Genomic DNA, 18,584 nt, shown 5'->3' with positions numbered 1-18,584 from the left:
CTCGTGGTAGATTCGCGCGCCTGATGGCGGAACCGCTCCTCGTCGTCGAGGACCTCGTGACGGTGTTCGAGACCGACGAGGGCCCGGTGCGCGCGGTCGACGGAGTCTCGTTCGAGGTGCCGCGCGGCGGCACGCTCGCGCTCGTCGGCGAGAGCGGCTGCGGCAAGAGCGTCACGTCGCTCTCGATCATGGGGCTCGTGCCCGAGCCCGGGCACGTCGCCGCCGGGCGCATCCTGTTCGGTGGGCGCGATCTCGCGACGATGGACGAGCGCGCGATGCGCGCGCTGCGCGGCCGGCGCATCTCGATGATCTTCCAGGATCCGTCGAGCTCGCTGAACCCCGTGTACACGGTGGGCCGGCAGATCGAGGAGACGCTGCGCGCCCACCTCGCGATGAGCGCGAAGGCCGCGCGTGCGCGCGCGATCGAGCTGCTCGCGAGGGTCGGCATCCCCGCGCCCAGCGAGCGCATCGACGCGTATCCGCACCAGCTCTCGGGCGGCATGCGGCAGCGCGTGATGATCGCGATCGCGCTCGCGTGCGAGCCCGAGCTCCTGATCGCCGACGAGCCGACCACCGCGCTCGACGTGACGATCCAGGCGCAGATCCTCGAGCTCCTGGGCGCACTGCAGCGGGAGACCGGTACGAGCGTGATCCTGATCACCCACGATCTCGGCGTGGTCGCGGAGCTCGCGGACGAGGTCGTCGTGATGTACGCGGGGCGCGTCGTGGAGCGCGCGCAGAAGAGCGCGCTCTTCACCTCGCCGCGACACCCGTACACGCGTGGCCTGCTGCGCAGCGTGCCCTCGAGCACGGCCGTGTCGCGCGCCGCGCGCCTGCCGACGATCCGCGGCGTCGTGCCCGATCTGCGCGCGCTGCCCGCGGGATGTCGGTTCCAGGATCGCTGCGAGCACGCTGCGCCCGCGTGTCGCGATGCCGATCCCGCGCTCGTCGCGCTCACGATGGGCGCTGCGCCCGACGCGCTCTCGAGTCATCGCGTCGCGTGCGTGCGCGAGAGCGAGCTCGCGTCCGGCGCGCTCGCGACGCAGTCGCAGGAGACGGGTGTTGTCTGAGCTCGCCCCCGCCGTGGAGACCGAGCGCGCGCCGCTGATCGCGGTCGAGCGTCTGACCAAGCACTTCGCGCAGCGACGCGGGCTCTTCGATCGGACGTCGCGCGCGGTGCGCGCCGTCGACGGGGTCGATCTCGAGGTCGCGCCGGGCGAGACGCTCGGTCTCGTCGGCGAGTCGGGCTGCGGAAAGAGCACGCTCGGCCGGCTCGTGCTGCGCCTGATCGAGCCGACGTCGGGGCACATCCGCTTCGAGGGCCGCGAGATCACGACGCTCTCTCGCGAGCAGATGCGCCCGCTGCGGCGGCGCATGCAGATCGTGTTTCAGGATCCCTACGGCGCGCTCGATCCGCGGCTCACGATCCAGAGCGCGATCGGCGAGGCGCTGCGCGTCCACGGGCTCGCGCGCGGCGTGTACGAGGAGCGCGAGCGCATCGCGCAGCTGCTCGAGAAGGTCGGCCTGCGCGCCGATCACATGCGCCGCTATCCCCACGAATTCTCGGGCGGCCAGCGCCAGCGCATCGTCATCGCGCGCGCGCTCGCGGTCGATCCGCGCTTCGTCGTCGCCGACGAGCCGGTGAGCGCGCTCGACGTCTCGATCCAGGCGCAGATCGTCAACCTGCTGAAGGACCTGCAGGACGAGCTCGGGCTCTCGTACCTCTTCGTCGCGCACGACCTCGCGGTCGTGCGTTGGATGAGCCATCGCGTCGCCGTGATGTACCTCGGGCGCATCGTCGAGGTCGCGTCGTCCGACGCGATCTGGGAGACGCCGAAGCACCCGTACACGAAGGCGCTGCTCAGCGCAGTGCCGACGCCCGATCCCGGGTCGCGCCGCGCGCGCATCGTGCTCGAGGGCGACGTGCCGAGCCCGCTCGCGCCGCCGTCGGGGTGTCGCTTCCATCCGCGCTGTCCGATCGCGAAGAAGGGGCTGTGCGACGTCCGCGATCCGGCGCTCGAGGAGAAGCGCTCGGGCCATCGCGTCGCGTGCCACCTCGCGGAGTGATCGATTGCCCCTTGTGGCGCCCCCGCGCGTGCCCACGTACGGGCCTTCCGGGCCAAAGCAGCGAGGGGGCGACAGTGGGGGGACCACCGCATGTGGATCGTGGAGGCGTGCTCGTCGCGGTGATCGACGAGGACCCGTGGGCGGTGCGGAGCGTGAACGGCGTGTTGCGTGATGTCGGCTTCCGTACGCTCGGCTTCAGCTCGCCGCTCGCGGCGCTGGAGATCCTCGTCCCGCGGCGCTTCGACGTGGTGATCACCGAGCACCGCATGAAGGAGCTCTCGGGCGCGCAGCTGAGCTCGCTCGCGCGCGAGCGGATGGGTGACGAGCGACCCGGCTTCGTGCTCCTCACGCGGTCGCTGCTGTCGGTCGAGGGCAGCGAGCGCGAGCTCTTCGACGCGTGCCTCGCGAAGCCCTTCCAGGTGATGGAGCTCGTCGCGGCGATCGAGCAGTCGGTGATGGCGCGGCCGCGGAAGTCCTCGCGCCCTCGGCCCGCGACCGGCGCGCGCTGGCTGCACGGCACCCCGAAGGGAAAGACCGCGAGCTGAGAGCGCGTCAGCGCACCGCCGCGATGATCTCTCGAGCGGGCGGTCGCGACGTGAGCGCGTGCTCGAGCTCGCGCAGCGAGAGCGCCCAGCTCACGTCCGCATCGGAGCCCGGCGCGGCGCGAGTGAGGATGCGAGCGTCGTAGCAGTCACACGTGCGCACGATCGCCTCGCGAAGCGCGTCCTTCAGGTCGAGCGTGTCGGCGAGCCGCTCGAGGTCCCGCACGCAGCGCGCGATCTCGCGACGCAGCTCGTGCTCGTAGGTGCGCAGCGGCCGGAGTCCTGCGGGCGTCGTCAGCGCTTCGAGGTCGAGTCGGAACTCGAGATCCAGCAGCTGTCGCGCGACGTGGCGGGCGCGACCTCGAGCGAACGAGAGGACCATCGCCGTCTGCCCGAACCGCATTGCAGAACCTCCGCGGCGGGACGGGTGCAGTGTATGTGCCGCGCTCCGAGCTCGTCGTGTGCTCGCCGCGCGGTGCTCTCCGTGCGCGGATGGGGCGCGATCACCAGTCGCTGGCGGCCGGTCTGCGCGCGAGCTGTCCGCGCGGCAGCGCTTCGCGCGGCGCGCTCTCGTCGCTCGCGAGCTCGAGCGGGAGCTCCGCGACGAGATCCTGCGTGATGCGGCGCCAGGTCGCCCAGTCGTGCCGCCCTTCGACGACGAGCTGGTGATCGGCAGCGACCTCGCCCGCGAGGAGACGCTGCGCGTCCGCGAAGCGATCGTCGCGACCGAACGCGAGCCAGAGCGGGGGCATGCGATCGGGGTGCATGCCGTAGCCCGCGAGCCATCGCCACACCGGACGCGGATCGTGGAGCACGCGCGAGTAGCGGCAGGGGCGATCCGGTGTCGCACGCGCCCATGCGACGAGGCCACCGTGCCTCGCGAGCTCGCGCTCGAAGCGCTGCGCGAACCCGGGCGTGCCGAGGTACGGAGAGACGAGCACGAGCCCGTCGATGTCCTCGGGGTGCTCGCGCGCGGTGAGCACCGCCGCGAGCGCGCCCATCGAGATCCCGACGAGCCACACCTGTCGGTATCCGCGACGCCGCGCCTCGAGCACGACGTCCTCGTGGACGCGATCGACGACGGACTCGTCGCGGTAGTCGTAGAGGTGGAGCGACATCGCGACGACGTCGCAGGTCGGTCGCGCGCGATGGATCTGATCGACGACGCCCTGTCGCTCGAACGCGTCGGGATCGTCGAAGAAGCCGGGCAGCAGCACGAGCAGGCACGACGCGCGCGCCTCGGCGCCGCCCCAGTGGTAGTGGAGCGCGGGCACCGGTCGCGAGGGCGACCGCAGGAGGTATCCGCAGCCCGCCATCGAAGTCGTGAGCGCGAGGACCAGCGCGAGGTGAGTCGCTCGATGCGCGGCCAGGCGAGCGGACGAACGGGATCGCGTGGTCGCTCGCACGGCGCGCGGGCGGTGCACGCGAGGTGCCGTGAGGCGAGCGTTGTCGCGCCTGTGGCACCCCGGCGCGGGCGAGGCGAATCGCTCCACGTGCACGCGACCGCCACGTCGGAAAATAGCGGGTTCCCGAGGCGGAATGCACGTTGCTTTGGCACTTCGCCACGAGGAGCCATGCCGCACCCGAAGCGAGCCGTCGCGATGTGCACGATCGTCCTCGCGACGAGCGCCGTGTGGGAGGTTCCAGCGCGCGCGCAGGACGGCGAGGCCACGCGTCTCTTCGAGGAGGGCGTCGCGCTCCGCGAGGCGGGCGACAGCGTGGGCGCCATCGAGCGCCTGCGTCGCGCGCACGCGCTCGATCCCGGAGATCGTACTGCGTACAACCTCGCGGCGGCGCTCGTCGATCGCGGCGATTTCGTCGAGGCGCAGCGCCTCCTGCGTCGCGTCGTGGCGCGCCAGCGCGATCTCCTCGTCGCCGACGCCGCGCGCGAGCTCCTCGCGAGCGTCGACGCGCAGGTCGCGTCGGTGCAGCTGCGCATCGCGAGCCTGCAGCCGACGCACGCGCTCTTCGTCGACGGCGCGGCGACCGATCCGGGCGCGGGCGCGCGCGAGATCTCGCTCGATCCCGGGCGCCATCGGCTCGAGGTGCGCGACGATCGCGGCGTGGTGCTCGCGCGGACCGACGTCGAGCTGCGCGAGGGCGAGCGCCGCGCGGTGGTGCTCCACCCGGTCGCGTCGGCGCGCGCGTCGTCGTCGGCGGCGCGCGCGGATGCGAACGGCGCGCGCGAGCGGAGCGCGACCAGCCCGCAGGAACCGGCGAGCGGTGGAGACGACGCGTGGGTCTGGGTCGGCGTGGGCGCGGGGATCGCGGCGGCGGTCGCGATCGGCGTCGCGATCGCGGTGCTCGCGCTCGGCGGGCAGAGCGGGGGAACGGCGCAGCCGAGCGATCTACCGCCGGTGATCGTGCGAGGTCGCGATGGTTGATCGGCGCGCGTGGGCGATCGCGATCGCGATCCTCGTCGGGTGCCGCAACGACCCCACGCGCATCGTCGTGATCGCCGACTCCGACCTGCCGGTGCCCGAGTCGATCGACGGCGTGCGCTTCGTCGTCGATGCGCGCGATATCGGCGGCGACGTGGTCACGCGCGAGGTCGATCTCACCACGACGCCGCTGCCGCTGGTGCTCCCGGTCGTGCACGACGGAGGGCCGCACGGGCCCGTCACGATCGAAGCGCACGCGCTCGACGGCACCGCCGCGATCGTCTCGCGCGCGGCGCGCCTCGCGTTCTCTCCGTCGCGCTCGATCGCGCTGCACCTCGTGCTCTCGTCGTCGTGCGCGATGCGTCAGTGCGACGCGTCGCAGACCTGCGTGGACGGCGCATGCGCGCCGATCGACGTGGCGGACGGCGCGCTGCCCGAGTGGACCGGCCGCGATGCGCTCACGCCGATCACGATGGGCGAGCCCGATGCGTCGACGCCGATCGGTCCGATGGGTGACGCGGGCGCGGGCGACGCGTGGACCGCCCCGCCGGCCGATGCGGGCCAGTGCGCCGCGGGATGCGCGTGCCGGCAGACGTGCGATTCGGCGTGCACGTGCAGCGAGGGGTGCGACTGCACGCTCTCCTGCCCGGGCGGCGGCGACTGTCAGGACATGAGGTGCGACGGCGCCGACTGCCGCTACGAGGTGCGCGGCGCGTCGAACGTGAAGGGACGCTGCGAGCACGGCGCACGGTGCACGATCGACGCGGTCGGCGTGTCCAACGTGTTGCCCTTCGAGTGCCGCGACACGTCGCGCTGCGATCTCGACTGCTCCGGCACCTCGAATTGCGAGCTGCGCTGCGATGGATCGGCGTCGTGCCTGCTGCGCTGCGACGGCGAGTGGGGCGAGGACTGCGTGCTCGCGTGCAATGGCACCCAGACGCGGTGCGCCGACGACCTCGTCGTGTGCAACCGCGCGTGTCCGTGAGCGGCGCGTGGCGCGCTCTCGCGCACACGAGGTGACCTGCCACGCCCCGGGTCACGTGCTCGACCTCGCTTCCGCGACGAGACGAGGCATTCGGGCTCGGTACGCAGACTGCAACGTGCGCGGCCGGGGCGTGACGACGCGGGGGGGACGCGCGTCGCGCTTCGGGAGGCTCGGAGTCATGCCGCAAGCGGAGACCGCATCGGAGGAGATGGCTCGCTCGGACGAGAGCTCGCTCGTCGCGTCCGGCGAGCGCCCGACGGCGGACGCACCCGATCGAGATTCATCGCCCGCGTGGCGCGGAGTGTCGGCATCGCCGGCTCCACGCGCGTCGTACGAGGAGCCGATCGCGCCGGGCACCGTGATCGCCGGTCGCTTCCGGGTCGGTCGCGCGCTCGGGCGCGGTGGCCACGGCACCGTGTACCAGGCGGAGCACGTGTCGCTCGGCTATCCGGTCGCGGTGAAGGTCCTGCACGCGGGCTTCGGGCTCGACGCGCGACGTCGTGCGCGCTTTCGTCGCGAGGCGCTGCTCGGCGCGCGGCTCCGGCATCGCAACGTCGTCTCGATCCTCGACGCTGGCGAGCTCGAGGACGGCGCGCCCTTCCTCGTGATGGAGCACGTCGACGGCGCGGACCTCGAGAGCGTGATCGACCGCTCGCGGCTCGACGCCGCGGCGACGATCGAGATCGGCGTGCAGCTCCTCGCCGGGCTCACCGCGCTCGGAGAGCGCGGCGTGATCCACCGCGACATCAAGCCGAGCAACGTCATGCTGCAGCGCTGCGTCGACGGCTACGTCGAGGTGAAGCTGCTCGACTTCGGGATCTCGAAGGCGATGCGCAGCGAGATCGCGCTCGAGACGCTCACCGCGGACGACTGCGTGCTCGGCACGCCGCAGTACATGCCGCCCGAGCAGGTGCGCGGGGAGCCGCTCGACGTGCGCGCGGATCTCTACTCCGTCGGGTGCGTGCTCTACGAGTGTCTCGTCGGCGATCCGCCGTTCGACGCCGAGACGCCGGGCGGTGTCCTCGCGCGCGTGCTCACCGAGCGCGCGAAACCGGTGCGCGAGGTGCGCCCCGACGTGCCCGCGGTGCTCGCGGTGGTGATCGATCGCGCGCTCGCGCGCGACGCGGCCGATCGCTGGCGTCATCCCGCGGAGATGTCCGAGGCGCTGCGCGCGGCGGCGCAGGAGCTCGGCCTGCCGCTCGGCATCGACGCGTGGAGCAGCGTGGACCGCGAGGCGTCGCCGCTCCTCGGCACGATGCCGATCGCGCTGGTGCAGCGCGCGTCGGCGCCGCCTCCGCGTGCGTCGTCGCCGAGCGCCGAACCGCGTCCTGCGCCCGTCACCGGCACCTCCGCGGCATGGGCGCGCCTCGGGCTCGCGCGCGTGCGCACGCCGTCGCGCCGCTGGCGTCGCGCCCTCGCGGGCGCCGTCGCCGTGCCGGTCGCCCTCGGGATCGCGGCTGCGACGTGGGGCGCCGACGATGGCACCAGCGCGCCCGCGATCCGCGCTGCCGCCGCCGCTCCGCGCGCCGACGTGATCGCGCCCGCCAAGCCGTCGCACGTGCCCAGTGTCGTCGCGGAGGCGCCGCCGGCGATCGAGCTCGAGGCACCGGCCGTCGCGGAGCTGCTCGCGCCGGAGCCCGACGCCGTCGACGACGAAGCGCCCGCGCAGGATCGTGAGCGCAGCCGTGCGCGCCGCCATCGCGACGTCGACGTCGGCGCGCTCGAGAGCCGCGCGCTGCAGGCGTTCGTGGCGGGCCGCGAGCGCGAGGCGCTCGGCGTGTACCAGCGCGCGACCGAGCTCGCGCCCGACCGCGCGAGCGCGTGGCGCGGGTTCGGCCTCGCGGCCGCGGCGGTGGGCGATCGCGGGACCGCGTCGCGCGCGCTGCGTCGCTACCTCGAGCTCGCGCCCGGCTCGCGCGATCAGCGGATCATCGAGCAGCGCCTCGCGCAGCTCGCGCCCTGAGCGTCATCGCTCGGGGAAGCACGAGGCGAGCAGCTCGGCGAGATCCTCCGCGCCGAACCCGGGCTCCATGCGGTGCAGCGCGGTGCGCGCGACCCGCGCGAGCTCGCGCGCGCTCGCGAGCCGCGCGTCCGCGTTGGGCCGCAGCGCGCGCGCGACCACGTCGTCGATCTCCGCGGGCACGTCGGGCCGGATGCGCGAAGGAGCCTCGAACACGCCGGCCTTGATCATCATCGCCGCCTGCAGCACGTCGCCCGGCACCATGCGCCGCTGCGCGAGGCACTCCCAGAGCACGGTGCCGAGCGCCCAGACGTCGGTGCGCGCGTCGACCCACACGCCGTCGAGCTGCTCGGGCGACATGTACGCGATCTTCCCGAGGCGCGTGCCGATCGTCGTCATCATCTCGTGATCGGCGCTCTTCGCGAGACCGAAGTCGCTGACCTTCACCTCGCCGTCCCACGAGAGCAGGACGTTCTGCGGCGACACGTCGCGATGGACGATGCCGAGCGGCTGACCCGCGTCGTCGGTGCGTCGATGCACGTAGTCGAGCGCCGCGGCGCACTGCGACACGATCGCGAGCGCGTGCGCGACCGGCATGCGATCGCGCAGCTCGCCGAGCCGCGTCAGCAGCTGCGCGAGGGTGATGCCCTCGACGAGCTCCATCGCGAGGTAGCGCTCGCCGCCCTCGGGCGTGGCGACGGTGCCGAAGTCGAGCACCTGCACGAGGTTCGGATGCACCAGCCGCGCGTTGGTGCGCGCCTCCGCGACGAAGCGCGCCTCGAGCCGCGAGTCCTGGCGGAAGCGCGGGTGCATGCGCTTGAGCGCGACGACCTTGCGGAAGCCCTGCTCGCCGATGCGCTCGGCGCGATACACCGACGCCATCCCGCCGGTGCCGAGCGGGGCGATCACGCGGTACGGGCCGATCTGCTCGGGCTGGCTCGAGAGCCGCAACGTGGAGCCAGCATCGAGGCTCGCGCCCGGGGAGGTCAAGCGCCTTGGAAGAACCCGGGTTTCCGAGTGTTGCAAGCGCCGCGAGCTGCGTGTAACCCCCGGGGCCGAAGGCAGACGAGGCGCATGTACACCGACGTCCGAGCGATCAACGAGATGGTCCAGCGCGAGAGCGCGTTCGTCGATCCGATCCTGCACGAGGTCAGGAAGGTGATCGTCGGCCAGGACGAGATGATCGAGCGGATCCTGATCGGCCTGCTCACCGGCGGTCACGTGCTGCTCGAGGGCGTCCCCGGCCTCGCGAAGACGCTGACGGTCAAGACGGTCTGCGACACGATCAGCGCGCACTTCCAGCGCATCCAGTTCACGCCCGACATGCTGCCCGCCGACGTCGTCGGCACCGTCATCTACAACCAGCAGAAGGGCGAGTTCACCGCGAAGAGGGGCCCGATCTTCGCGAACCTCGTGCTCGCCGACGAGATCAACCGCGCCCCCGCGAAGGTGCAGAGCGCGCTGCTCGAGGCGATGCAGGAGCAGCAGGTCACGATCGGCGACACGACGTTCCCGCTCGATCAGCCGTTCATGGTCATGGCGACCCAGAACCCGGTGGAGCAGGAGGGCACGTACCCGCTCCCGGAGGCGCAGGTCGATCGCTTCATGCTCCACGTGAAGGTCGGCTACCCGACGCGCGACGAGGAGAAGAAGATCATGTCGCGCATGGCGCAGGCGGCGCTCGGCCCGAAGCGCAAGCGCGGCTCGACGGAGCCGGCCGTGAACGATCCGCTCGCGGTCGCGGCAGTCGCGACGCCCGAGCAGGTGCTCCGCGCGCGCGAGGTGATCGGCCACATCATCGTGGACGAGAAGATCAACGACTACATCGTCGACGTCGTGATCGCGACGCGCGAGCCGAAGAAGGCGGGGCTCAAGGATCTCGTCGGGATGATCGCGCACGGTGCGTCGCCGCGCGCGTCGATCGCGCTCAACCTCGCGGCGCGCGCGCACGCGTTCGTGCGGCACCGCGGGTACGTGACGCCCGAGGACGTGAAGGCGGTCGGCCCCGACGTGCTGCGCCACCGCATCATCCTCACGTACGAGGCCGAGGCCGAGGAGCTCACGAGCGAGCAGGTCGTGCGGCGCATCTTCGACACCGTCGAAGTTCCTTGAACGATCGTTCATGAACTCCTCGCGATGATCCCTCGGGAGCTCATCAAGAAGCTGCGGACGATCGAGATCCGCACGTCCCGGCTGGCGAACGAGCAGCTCGCGGGCGGCTATCACTCGGTCTTCAAGGGACGCGGCATGGCGTTCAGCGAGGTGCGCCAGTACCAGCCGGGCGACGACGTGCGCTTCATCGACTGGAACGTCAGCGCGCGCATGAACGAGGTCTACGTCAAGGTCTTCTCCGAAGAGCGCGAGATGACCGTGATGCTCCTCGTCGATCTCTCGGAGAGCGAGCGCTTCGGGAGCGTCGCGCGGCCGAAGGTCGAGACCGTCGCCGAGGTCGCCGCGCTCCTCGCGTTCAGCGCGATCAAGAACAACGATCGCGTCGGGCTGATCCTCTTCACCGATCGCGTCGAGCGCTACGTGCCGCCCAAGAAGGGCAAGGGTCACGTGATGCGCGTCGTCACCGAGATCCTGAACGCGAAGCCGAAGGGGAAGGGCACCGATCTTCGCGTCGCGCTCGACCTGCTCGGCGGCGTGCAGCGACGTCGCGCGGTCGCGTTCCTGGTGAGCGATCTGATCGCGAAGGACTGGGAACGCAGCCTGCGCATCGCGTCGGCGCGCCACGATCTCATCCCGGTGCAGGTGGTCGATCCGCGCGAGGAAGAGCTGCCCGACGTCGGCTGGGCGCTCGTCGAGGATCTCGAGAGCGGCGAGCTGCTCGAGGTCGACACGAGCGATCCGGCGGTGCGTCGTGCGTACGCGTCGCGCGTCGCGAAGGAGCGCGCGATCCGCGAGCAGCTCTTCGGTCGGCTCGGCGTCGACCACGTCACGGTGCGCACCGATCGTCCGTACGTGCCGGCGCTGGCGGAGCTCTTCCGGCGCCGCGAGAAGCGCATGAAGGGATACGGATGAGCGCGCGCATCTCGCTGCTCGCGCTGTCGTTGCTGCTGATCGCGGGCTCGGCTCGCGCGCAGGACGCGGGCTCGCGCGCATCGGATGCGGGCGCGACGAGCGACGCGGGCGTCGCCCCGCCGATCGACGACGCGATCGAAGCGGACATCGACGCCGAGCGCGAGCTTCCGGAGGGACATCGCCCCGAGGTCTCGCTCGTGATCGAGCCGCGCGAGGGGCTCGTCACCGGCGACGTCGTGCACGTGCTGATCACGGTGCGTCTGCCCGAGGGCGACGACGTCGCGGTGCCGCGCCAGCCGTTCGGGCCGTTCGAGCTGCACGCGCAGGATCATCGTGACCGCCCGATCGACGGTGGGCGTCGCGAGTACGAGTTCGAGATCGATCTGCTCGCGCTCGAGCCGGGCGAGCACGAGCTGCCCGCGCTGCGACTGCGCGTCGTGACCGCCGACGGAACGGTCGGCGCGGTGCGCACGGAGCCGCAGCGCATCGTGATCGGATCGCTCATCGCGAACGAGCCCGACGCGCAGCCGCGCCCGCCGTCGCCGCCCGTCGCGGTGATGCAGGACGACTACACGCTCGCGTGGGTGCTCGGGATCCTCGGCGGGATGCTGCTCACGGCGCTCGCGACGTGGCTGATCGCGCGGTGGTGGAGCCGTCGTCCGAAGAAGGCCGCGCCGCCTCCGCCGCCGCGACCCGCGTGGGAGAGCGCGCTCGCGAAGCTCGACGCGCTGCGGAAGAAGAGCGCGACGATGCTCGAGAACGGCGAGCACGTGGCGCTCGTCGACGGCATCAGCGACGCGCTGCGCGAGTACCTCGGCGCGCGGTTCGACTTCAACGGGCTCGAGAGCACGACGGATGAGGTCATCGCGCGGATGCGCGCGGCGCGCCCGACGGGCTCGACGGTGCAGGAAGTGACCGCGCTGCTCGGTGACTGCGATCTCGTGAAGTTCGCGAAGGCGGTGCCCTCGCAGGACGAGTGCGAGCGGATGATCGACGGCGCAGTGCGCGTCGTGCGGACGACGATGGCGACCAGCGCGCCCGCGATCGCGCCGCACGCCCCGGGCCCGCCGGCGGGTGCGGGTGCGACGGCGACGGCGGGTGCGACGGCGACGGCGGGTGCGACGGGGACGGCGAGTGCGGGTGCGGCTCCGGTTTCGAGTGCGCCTGCGGTTTCGAGTGCGCCTGCGGTTTCGAGTGCGCCTGCGGTGGTCGAGCCGCCGGTGCCCGTCGAACCTCCGAGCGAAGCCGCGCCGGTCGTCGTCGACACGACCACGCCCGCCGTCGAGGCCCCGGTCATCGTGGCGCCTGACGCTTCGATCCTCGCGCCCTCGGTCATCGCGCGACCGATCCCGGTCACGCGCGAGTCGCCCGCGATGACGTCGGTGTCGTCGCCGCCGCCCGAGCCGCCGCGTGGTGCGCCGATCACGCTGCCGCTCGTCGTCGCGTCCCCCGACGCGCTCTCGCCGGTGCTCACCGCGTCGGTGCTCGGTGCGGTCGAGTCGCGCGCGCTCGATCCCGACTTCGACGGAACCGTGATCGTCACGCTGAGTCCGTCGCTGCCCGACGAGCACGCGGCGCGCCAGGCGCTGCGCAGCGTGCACGCCGAGCTCACGTCCACGCTCGCGACGCGCCGCACGGCGAACGGTGCGCGCGTGCGTCTCGTGATCGAGCACCTGCACGAGTCGGCGCGCGACGCAGCGCTCGAAGGGCGCGAGCCGCGCAAGACGATCTACGACGCGCCCGCGCATGCCACGCTCACCGGCAACGCGTTCGATCGCGGCGGCAGGGAGGGCTCGTCGTGAAGCCCTGGGTGCGCATCCTCGCGACGATCGGGTGGACCTTCGCGTTCCTCGTCCCGGTCGCGTACGTCTGCGCGTGGGCGATCGAAGGGCACTACGAGGTGCCGCTCGAGGCCGGGTCGTTCCGGTTCGAGCGACCGTGGGCCGCGCTGCTCCTCGTCGCCGCGCCGCTCGTGTGGCTCGCGCGCGCCTGGCTCCACCACGAGCACGCGCCGCGCATCCTGCTCTCGCGCACCGGCGATCTCGCGAAGGTCGCGCGCGGCGGGCTGCGTCTCTGGGCCGCGCCCGCGCTCGTCGGCATGCGCGTGGTCGCGGTGCTGCTGCTCGTGCTCGGGCTCATGGGCCCGCAGTCGATCCACGCGCGCGACTCCGCGGAGATCGAGGGCATCGACATCGTGCTCACGCTCGACGTCTCGCTCTCCATGCAGGCGGGCGACATCCAGCCCAACCGCTTCGAGGCGATGCAGGACGTCGTCGACGACTTCATCCGCCGTCGCCCCAACGACCGCATGGGCGCCGTCGTGTTCGGGCGCGACGCGTACACGCTGCTGCCGCTGACGACCGACAAGGAAGCGCTGCGCGGGATGATCGCGGAGCTCGAGCTCGGCATGGTCGACGGACGCGGCACCGCGATCGGCAACGCGCTCGGCACCGCGCTCAATCGACTGCGTCGCTCCGAGGCCGAGAGCCGCGTCGTCATCCTGCTCACCGACGGCGACTCGAACAGCGGCAACGTCTCGCCCGATCAGGCGGCCGAGTTCGCACGAACGATGGACGTGCGCGTCTACACGATCCTGATGGGCCAGGACGAGTCGGCGCGGGTGCAGGCGGGCACCGACGTGTTCGGCCGTCCGCTCTGGGATCGCGGCAACTTCCCGATCAACCCCGAGCTCATGCGTCGTCTCGCGGAGCGCACCGGTGGCGAGTCGTTCGTCGCGTCGGACCGCCGCGGGCTCGAGCAGAGCTTCCACTCGATCCTCGATCGCCTCGAGCGCAGCGAGATCGAGGACACCGGGCGCGTCTACGGGGAGCTCTTCCCGGCGCTCGTGGTGCCCGCGCTCGCGCTGATGGTGCTCGAGCTGCTGCTCGCGTCGCTCTGGCTGCGGAGGTGGCCGTGAGCTGGCGCGACTCGGACGTGCTCTGGCTGCTCGCGATGGTGCCGCTCCTCGCGGGGCTGCCCATCTTCGCGTTCTGGCGTCGTCGTCGCGCGATGGAGCGCTTCGGCGACGAGGGCACGGTGCGCGCGCTCGTCGCGGGGCGCTCGGGGCCGTGGCGCGCGACGCGCGCGGTGCTCTGGGTGCTCGCGATCGCGCTGACGATCGTCGCGCTCGCGGGGCCGCAGTGGGGGAGTCGAACGCGCGTGCTGCGCAAGCGCGGCATCGACGTCGTGATCGCGCTCGACTTCAGCAAGAGCATGCTCGCGCGCGACGTGCGGCCGAGCCGCATCGATCGCGCGAAGGCCGAGGTCGTGCGCTTCGTCGAGGAGCTCGACGGAGATCGGGTGGGCGTCGTCGCGTTCGCGGGCGAGACGATGGAGTTCCCGATGACCACGGACTACGCGGCGCTCGCGTTGTTCCTGCAGGACCTCGGGCCCTACGACATGCCGGTCGGTGGCACCGCGATCGCGCGCGCGCTGACCGCGGCGGAGCGCCTGCTCGAGCGCGCGGGGCGTCGCGGTGGGGGCGCGGCGGAGGCTCCGCCCGAAGAGGGGACGCAGCGCTCGCGCGTCGTGATCCTCATGACGGACGGCGAGGATCACGAGGGCAACCCGGTCGAGGTCGCGCAGCGCCTCGCGGAGAACGGCGTGCGCGTGTACGTGGTCGGCATCGGATCGCGCACGGGCGAGCCGATCCCGACCTACGCGCCGGACGGGACGTGGACGGGCTATCTGCGCGACGAGCAGGGACAGCTCGTGCAGACCGCGCTCACCGAGGACAACGAGCGACAGCTGCGCGAGATCGCCGAGGCGACGGGCGGTCGCTACTTCGCGGCGGGCCGCGGTGGTGTGGGCGTGGATCAGATCCGCGCCGAGATGCGGCAGATGCACCAGGACGAGCAGCGGACGCGTCGGGTGACTGTGCAGGAGGATCGCTACGCGCTCCTGCTCTTCCCGGCGTTCCTGCTCTTCGTGCTCGAGGCGCTGCTGCCCGACGCGTGGACGGGACGCTGGCGACGGCGCAGGACGGAGGCGGGACGATGACGACGCGCACCGTGCTCTTCTCGATCGGGCTCGCGATGATGGCGGCGATGCCGGCGCGCGCGTCGGCGTGGGAGCTGTTCCGGAGCGAGAACGGCGACGTGCGCGAGGGCAACGAGCTCCTCGCGGCGGGCGATCACGCGGGCGCGCTCGCGGCGTACGACCGAGCAGCGCGCGCGCTGCCCAGCGAAGCGGGCGTGCACCTCGATCGCGGGCTCGCGCTGCTCGCGGCGGGTCAGCTCGATCCGGCGCGCGAGGCGCTGCGGCTCGCGACCGAGCCTCCCGCGAGCCGCGAGATCCGCGGGGCAGCGCACTACAACCTGGGCCTCGCGTTCTACCAGCAGGCGGACGCGGCCGCGGGCGAGGAGAACCACGAGGAAGCGCAGCGCCTGTTCCGCGAGGCCGCGGACGCGTTCCGCAGCTCGCTGCGTCAGGTGCCCGGGAACCGCGATGCTGGCTGGAACCTCGAGCTCGCGCTGCGGCGCATCCGCGAGCAGGAGGAGCAGCAACAGCAGCAGGACCAGCAAGAGCAGCAGGACCAACAGGACCAGCAGCAGCAGGACCAACAGGACCAGCAGCAGCAGGACCAACAGGACCAGCAGCAGCAGGACCAACAGGACCAGCAGCAGCAGGACCAGCAGGACCAGCAGCAGCAGGACCAACAGGACCAGCAGCAGGACCAGCAGGACTCGCAGCAGCAGGATCAGCAGGACGACTCGTCCGACTCCGGCGAGCGCGACGATCAGCAGCAGCAGGACTCTCAGGACTCGCAGCAGCCCGGTGAGAGCCCCGAGGGGCAGCGCGAAGATCAGCCGAGCGGCGAGAGCGAGTCGGAGGCCTCGGGCACCCAGGAGCGCTCGCTTCCGCCCGACATGGAGCGCGTGCTCGATGCGCTGCAGGACGGTGAAGAGAACCTCGAGCGCTCGATGGCGCGCGCTCGCGGACAGCGCGAGCAGCGGCGCGTGGAGCGCGACTGGTGACGATGCGTCGCGCGCTCTCGCCGTTCGCTGCCGCGTGCTTCGTGCTCGCGCTCGCGCCGGTCGCGGTGCGCGCGCAGTCGGCGAACGTGACGATGAGCGCCGATCGCACGCAGGTGAACATCGGGGACACGTTCCGCCTGCAAGTGCGCGTCGACGTCAGCAACGCGCAGGCGCCGCAGCCCGAGCTGCCGGACCTCTCGGCGTTCGACGTGCTGAGCCAGCAGGTCTCGCGCCCGATGCAGTTCAGCTTCGGGTTCGGCTCGCAGACGCAGGTCGTGCAGTCGACGGCGGTCTACCTGTTCGTGCTGCGCGCGAGCCAGCCCGGGCGCTTCGATCTGCGCGCGCCGCGCGTGACGATCGAAGGCCGGGAGTACGTCGGCAACGCGCTCACGATCGTCGTCGGTGGCGCCGGCTCGCCGCAGGGGCAGCAGCAACCACAGCCGCAGCCTCAACAGCCGTCCTCGGCGCCGCCGACCGGCACGCTCGACGGCGCGATCTACGACGATCAGGCGTTCCTGCGCACCGTGGTCGATCGCTCCGAGGCGCGGCCAGGCGAGCAGATCACCGTCACGCTCTACCTCTACGTGCGCGGCGCGCTGCGCGGCTCCCCGACGATCACGCGTGAGCCCACGACCGACGGGTTCTGGGTGCACGATCTGCTGCCGCCCGCGCGCACGCTCGACGCGACCACGCAGGTCGTCGGGTCGGTGCCGTTTCGCGTGTACGTGCTGCGCCGGTTCGCGGCGTTCCCGCTCCGCGAGGGTGATCTCACGATCGGCGCGCCGACCGTCACGATCCCGATGGGCAGCGTGTTCGACATCTTCGCGGGCGGTCCGCAGCCCGACGTCGAGCGCACCGGCGTGCCGCTCACCGTGAGCGTGCGACCGCTGCCCGACGAAGGCCGACCCCCCGGCGAGGTGCACGTCGGTCAGCTCGGCCTCGAGGCGTCGCTCGATCGCACGCAGGTGCCGACCGGCGACGCCGTCACCCTCACGCTGCGCGCGACGGGCAGCGGTCACGTGCAGGCACTGCGCATCGAAGGTCCGCAGCTCGACGGGCTCCGCGTGCTCGCGCCGCAGACGCGCGACGAGATCAGCGCGCCGGGCGATCTCGTCGCGGGCACGCGCACGTTCGAGTGGCTCGTCGTGCCGGAGCGCGAGGGCACGTACACGATCCCGCCGTTCCGCGTCGCGACGTTCGATCCCGCGAGCGGTGCGTACCGCGTCGTCGAGAGCGCGCCGATCACGCTGATGGCGGCCGGCAATCCGGTCGGCGGATCGATCCCGAGCGCGCAGAGCGACGAGGCGAGGCCGGCACCGCCCGACGCCGAGCACGTGGCGCAGCTCGGTCCGGTCCGCACGCGCAGCGAGCTCGCGCGGGGCGACACCGCGCTCGCGGATCGCGCGTGGTATCCGTGGGCCGTCGCGGCGTTCCCGCTCGCGTGGCTGGGGCTGGTGATCGGCATCGCGGCGCGCCGTCGCGCGGCGGCCCGCGGCGCGCAGAGCTCGCCGCAGAAGGTCACGAAGGAGGCGCGCAAGCGCCTCGCCGTCGCGGAGTCGCACGCAGCGCAGGGCGATGCGCGCGCGTTCTACGCGGCGCTCACGCTGGCGCTGCGCTCGGTGATCGAGGGGCGGCTGGGCGAGTCGGTGGGCAGCGTCACGCACCGGCAGCTCGAGCGTCGGCTCGTCGAGCGCGGGATGAGCGACGCGCTCGCGAAGCGCGTGGTCGAGGAGCTCGAGGCGTACGAGATGGCGCGCTTCAGCGCGAGCGCCGCGGAGCGCGACGAGATGCAGAGCGCGCTCGCGCGCGCGAGGGAGCTGATCGGCGAGCTCGATCGCTTCGTGCCCACCGCGGAGGACGAGCGATGAGGCGCGCGCTCGTGACCTCGGCGTTCGCCCTCGCGTGCCTCGCGCTCGCGAGCTCGAGCGCGCGCGCCGAGACGCTCGACGATCTCTTCCGCGCGGGCAACGAGGCGTACTTCCGGGGCGCGTACGACGATGCCGCGGAACGCTACGAGGAGCTGGTGGAGCTCGGCGTGCGGGATGCCGACGTCTTCTACAACCTCGGCACGGCCTACGCGCGCGAAGGACGTCACGGCCGCGCGATCGCGGCCTACGAACGGGCGCTGCGCGTGCGTCCTTCGGACTCCGAAGCATCGCGCGCGCTGCAGCACGCGCGCGATGCGCTCGCGTCGCGTCGCGCGGATCGCGAGGGCGAGGCGACGATGGCGAGCGACGACGGGCTCGCGCACGCGGTGTTCGGGCGCCTCTCGCGCGACGCGCTCGCGGGCGCGGTGTTGGTGCTCGACGCGCTCTTCTTCGCGGTGCTCGCTGCGTTCCTCTTCGTGCGCCGCGAGACCGCGCGGCTCGCGCTCGGCATCGGCGCGCCGCTGCTCGGCATCGCGCTCGGGGCGGCGTCCCTCGGGCTCGCGATCCGCTCGGGCGCGTTCGACGAGGGCGCGCCGGCGGTCGTGATCGAGGATCGCGTCGCGCTGCGCGAAGGGCCGCACGAGGACGCGCAGGAGCGCGGACGGGCGCGCGAGGGCGAGCGCGCGTGGATCGTGGGTGAGGACGGCGCGTGGCTCCGCGTGCGCGCGGGTGCGCACGAGGGCTGGGTCGAGGGCGCGAAGGTCGTGCGGCTCGACTGACC

General features: G+C 72.5%; 17 protein-coding genes. 14 read left to right on the top strand and 3 right to left on the bottom strand.

What is annotated here, in order from left to right; genetic code table 11:
* Positions 1-23 precede the first annotated feature (23 nt).
* The 3 genes from DB32_RS21330 (at position 24) to DB32_RS21320 (ending at position 2,612) form a co-directional block, all read left to right on the top strand.
* Positions 24-1,070: an ABC transporter ATP-binding protein gene (locus tag DB32_RS21330; protein ID WP_075097581.1), complete on the top strand. Its 1,047-nt coding sequence runs from the start codon at positions 24-26 to the stop codon at positions 1,068-1,070.
* Positions 1,063-2,067 (top strand): ABC transporter ATP-binding protein, encoded by a 1,005-nt coding sequence (locus DB32_RS21325; protein WP_053234492.1) that lies wholly within the window; start codon positions 1,063-1,065, stop codon positions 2,065-2,067. The genes DB32_RS21330 and DB32_RS21325 overlap by 8 nt, the downstream gene beginning before the upstream one ends.
* Positions 2,068-2,159: 92 nt before the next feature.
* On the top strand, positions 2,160-2,612 hold the full coding sequence (locus DB32_RS21320; RefSeq protein WP_053234491.1) for a response regulator: 453 nt from the start codon (positions 2,160-2,162) through the stop codon (positions 2,610-2,612).
* 7 nt (positions 2,613-2,619) lie between these two features.
* On the opposite strand, the gene DB32_RS21315 is transcribed toward DB32_RS21320, so the two are convergent.
* Positions 2,620-3,012: a hypothetical protein gene (locus tag DB32_RS21315; RefSeq protein ID WP_053234490.1), complete on the bottom strand. Its 393-nt coding sequence runs from the start codon at positions 3,010-3,012 to the stop codon at positions 2,620-2,622.
* 100 nt (positions 3,013-3,112) lie between these two features.
* Positions 3,113-3,925, bottom strand: a complete 813-nt coding sequence (locus tag DB32_RS21310) for an alpha/beta fold hydrolase (protein ID WP_053234489.1) — start codon at positions 3,923-3,925, stop codon at positions 3,113-3,115.
* 258 nt (positions 3,926-4,183) lie between these two features.
* On the opposite strand from DB32_RS21310, the gene DB32_RS21305 reads away from it, so the two are divergent.
* From DB32_RS21305 to DB32_RS21295, 3 genes are all read left to right on the top strand, one after another.
* Entirely contained in the window at positions 4,184-4,993 is an 810-nt protein-coding gene (locus DB32_RS21305; RefSeq protein WP_053234488.1) for a cadherin-like beta sandwich domain-containing protein, read from the top strand.
* On the top strand, positions 4,986-5,975 hold the full coding sequence (locus DB32_RS48390) for a hypothetical protein (protein WP_053234487.1): 990 nt from the start codon (positions 4,986-4,988) through the stop codon (positions 5,973-5,975). Before DB32_RS21305 ends, DB32_RS48390 begins: the two co-directional genes overlap by 8 nt.
* 178 nt (positions 5,976-6,153) lie before the next feature.
* A complete protein-coding gene (locus tag DB32_RS21295; protein ID WP_053234486.1) occupies positions 6,154-7,938 on the top strand; it encodes a protein kinase domain-containing protein in 1,785 nt (594 codons plus the stop codon).
* 3 nt (positions 7,939-7,941) lie between these two features.
* On the opposite strand, the gene DB32_RS21290 is transcribed toward DB32_RS21295, so the two are convergent.
* Positions 7,942-8,886 carry a serine/threonine-protein kinase gene (locus DB32_RS21290; RefSeq protein ID WP_053234485.1) on the bottom strand — a complete coding sequence of 315 codons (945 nt, stop codon included), beginning with the start codon at positions 8,884-8,886 and terminating at the stop codon, positions 7,942-7,944.
* 123 nt (positions 8,887-9,009) lie between these two features.
* On the opposite strand from DB32_RS21290, the gene DB32_RS21285 reads away from it, so the two are divergent.
* The 8 genes from DB32_RS21285 to DB32_RS21250 are packed head-to-tail and all read left to right on the top strand — an operon-like array spanning position 9,010 to position 18,582.
* On the top strand, positions 9,010-10,047 hold the full coding sequence (locus tag DB32_RS21285) for an AAA family ATPase (RefSeq protein WP_053234484.1): 1,038 nt from the start codon (positions 9,010-9,012) through the stop codon (positions 10,045-10,047).
* Between the two features lie 24 nt (positions 10,048-10,071).
* Positions 10,072-10,959 carry a DUF58 domain-containing protein gene (locus DB32_RS21280; protein ID WP_053234483.1) on the top strand — a complete coding sequence of 296 codons (888 nt, stop codon included), beginning with the start codon at positions 10,072-10,074 and terminating at the stop codon, positions 10,957-10,959.
* Positions 10,956-12,761 carry a hypothetical protein gene (locus tag DB32_RS21275; protein ID WP_053234482.1) on the top strand — a complete coding sequence of 602 codons (1,806 nt, stop codon included), beginning with the start codon at positions 10,956-10,958 and terminating at the stop codon, positions 12,759-12,761. The genes DB32_RS21280 and DB32_RS21275 overlap by 4 nt, the downstream gene beginning before the upstream one ends.
* On the top strand, positions 12,758-13,876 hold the full coding sequence (locus DB32_RS21270) for a VWA domain-containing protein (protein ID WP_053234481.1): 1,119 nt from the start codon (positions 12,758-12,760) through the stop codon (positions 13,874-13,876). The genes DB32_RS21275 and DB32_RS21270 overlap by 4 nt, the downstream gene beginning before the upstream one ends.
* A complete protein-coding gene (locus DB32_RS21265) occupies positions 13,873-14,958 on the top strand; it encodes a VWA domain-containing protein (RefSeq protein ID WP_157069249.1) in 1,086 nt (361 codons plus the stop codon). The genes DB32_RS21270 and DB32_RS21265 overlap by 4 nt, the downstream gene beginning before the upstream one ends.
* Positions 14,955-15,935, top strand: coding sequence for a tetratricopeptide repeat protein (locus tag DB32_RS49115; protein ID WP_205627067.1), 981 nt, complete (start codon positions 14,955-14,957; stop codon positions 15,933-15,935). Before DB32_RS21265 ends, DB32_RS49115 begins: the two co-directional genes overlap by 4 nt.
* Positions 15,936-15,937: 2 nt before the next feature.
* Positions 15,938-17,803, top strand: a complete 1,866-nt coding sequence (locus DB32_RS21255; RefSeq protein ID WP_240481361.1) for a BatD family protein — start codon at positions 15,938-15,940, stop codon at positions 17,801-17,803.
* Positions 17,800-18,582 (top strand): tetratricopeptide repeat protein, encoded by a 783-nt coding sequence (locus DB32_RS21250; RefSeq protein ID WP_053234477.1) that lies wholly within the window; start codon positions 17,800-17,802, stop codon positions 18,580-18,582. Before DB32_RS21255 ends, DB32_RS21250 begins: the two co-directional genes overlap by 4 nt.
* Positions 18,583-18,584: the final 2 nt, after the last annotated feature.

Origin of the sequence: Sandaracinus amylolyticus, from assembly GCF_000737325.1 — a bacterium.
Taxonomy (GTDB): Bacteria; Myxococcota_A; Polyangia; order Polyangiales; family Sandaracinaceae; genus Sandaracinus; species Sandaracinus amylolyticus.
This window is presented reverse-complemented; position numbering and strand designations above follow the sequence as displayed.

Excerpts from the sequence above, each read along its gene's own strand:
- DB32_RS21275 (WP_053234482.1), top strand. The coding sequence starts at position 10,956 with ATGAGCGCGCGCATCTCGCTGCTCGCGCTGTCGTTGCTGCTGATCGCG.
- DB32_RS21295 (WP_053234486.1), top strand. The coding sequence starts at position 6,154 with ATGCCGCAAGCGGAGACCGCATCGGAGGAGATGGCTCGCTCGGACGAG.
- DB32_RS21305 (WP_053234488.1), top strand. The coding sequence starts at position 4,184 with ATGCCGCACCCGAAGCGAGCCGTCGCGATGTGCACGATCGTCCTCGCG.
- DB32_RS21315 (WP_053234490.1), bottom strand. The coding sequence starts at position 3,012 with ATGCGGTTCGGGCAGACGGCGATGGTCCTCTCGTTCGCTCGAGGTCGC.
- DB32_RS49115 (WP_205627067.1), top strand. The coding sequence starts at position 14,955 with ATGACGACGCGCACCGTGCTCTTCTCGATCGGGCTCGCGATGATGGCG.
- DB32_RS21330 (WP_075097581.1), top strand. The coding sequence starts at position 24 with ATGGCGGAACCGCTCCTCGTCGTCGAGGACCTCGTGACGGTGTTCGAG.
- DB32_RS21255 (WP_240481361.1), top strand. The coding sequence starts at position 15,938 with ATGCGTCGCGCGCTCTCGCCGTTCGCTGCCGCGTGCTTCGTGCTCGCG.
- DB32_RS21250 (WP_053234477.1), top strand. The coding sequence starts at position 17,800 with ATGAGGCGCGCGCTCGTGACCTCGGCGTTCGCCCTCGCGTGCCTCGCG.
- DB32_RS48390 (WP_053234487.1), top strand. The coding sequence starts at position 4,986 with ATGGTTGATCGGCGCGCGTGGGCGATCGCGATCGCGATCCTCGTCGGG.
- DB32_RS21285 (WP_053234484.1), top strand. The coding sequence starts at position 9,010 with ATGTACACCGACGTCCGAGCGATCAACGAGATGGTCCAGCGCGAGAGC.
- DB32_RS21280 (WP_053234483.1), top strand. The coding sequence starts at position 10,072 with ATGATCCCTCGGGAGCTCATCAAGAAGCTGCGGACGATCGAGATCCGC.
- DB32_RS21310 (WP_053234489.1), bottom strand. The coding sequence starts at position 3,925 with ATGGCGGGCTGCGGATACCTCCTGCGGTCGCCCTCGCGACCGGTGCCC.